This is a genomic window from Paraburkholderia sp. RL17-347-BIC-D, assembly GCF_046027915.1.
GTDB lineage: Bacteria > Pseudomonadota > Gammaproteobacteria > Burkholderiales > Burkholderiaceae > Paraburkholderia.
The window spans coordinates 1-884 of record NZ_JARESS010000200.1; the positions used below are offsets into that span (position 1 = coordinate 1).

Sequence of the window (884 nt, forward strand, 5' to 3'; positions counted from 1 at the left end):
GGCCGCGCGCGCCGCAGTTCACAGTCGACGGCTCTAGCAACGCAGAAATCTTGCCTCGGCGAATCCTGGCGAGCCAACCGGTGCCGCCGGAAATGCACGGCCAACGCTGCTTGCCCTTTAGAGGGAATGGGCTAGCAATGACTGTACGTCAACCTGATGTCCCTGAAGTAAAGGGAGCCTCGCGTGGAACACCATGGTCTCCAGAACGAGCTTGGCGGTACTTAGCAGGTACTGCGCATGGATGTCGGAGCGAGACATGCCAGCTTCTACCGGATGATGGCGCTCCACGAGCGAACTCATGACGCAAGAACCTTTGGATTCAACCTGCATGCGATGCGCTGACCTGTACGGTCAGTCCCTGGCAACCGCCGCACCAAGACTTCACGCTCAATGGCACCGGCACGGTGAAAGATGCGCGAGTAGAAGAGCACTACACCTACGTTCGGTGCCGCGCCGTGTTTGCGCGAATTCTCGCCGGGCCGCCGACGCGGCAAATTTGGATGCTGTTGAACGCCGGACAGCATTGATGTAATGCTGGCGCACGCTCGGATACGCCGGATTTGGCAGCGCTCCGTGCCATATTTGATGACAGGGACCGGCCTGACCGGGGCAATGCTGTCAACGTTAGCTGATGACACGCACGAACGGCCTTCCGCCGACTTGCGTCGGCGAGTCAGATTGCTTCTAAAGTGCGCCGATGGAAAACCCGGTTTCGTCCAAGACGTTTTGCTTCATACAGCGCTGAGTCAGCTAGCTCCAGCAATTCGCCGGGGTTGATAGCGTCGGCTTCGCTCATGTGTGCGACGCCTATGCTTAACGTAAGAGCGCCAAGAGGACTTCCTTCGTGTGCGACAGCAAGGCCTTCGATATTGGCTCGAATCCGT

At 58.5% G+C, this 884-nt stretch carries 1 protein-coding gene; it reads right to left on the minus strand.

Annotated features, from left to right (window positions below):
- Positions 1–673: 673 nt before the first annotated feature.
- The coding region (locus tag P0D96_RS48145; protein ID WP_408321388.1) for a diguanylate cyclase at positions 674–884 on the minus strand (211 nt) is incomplete at its 5' end.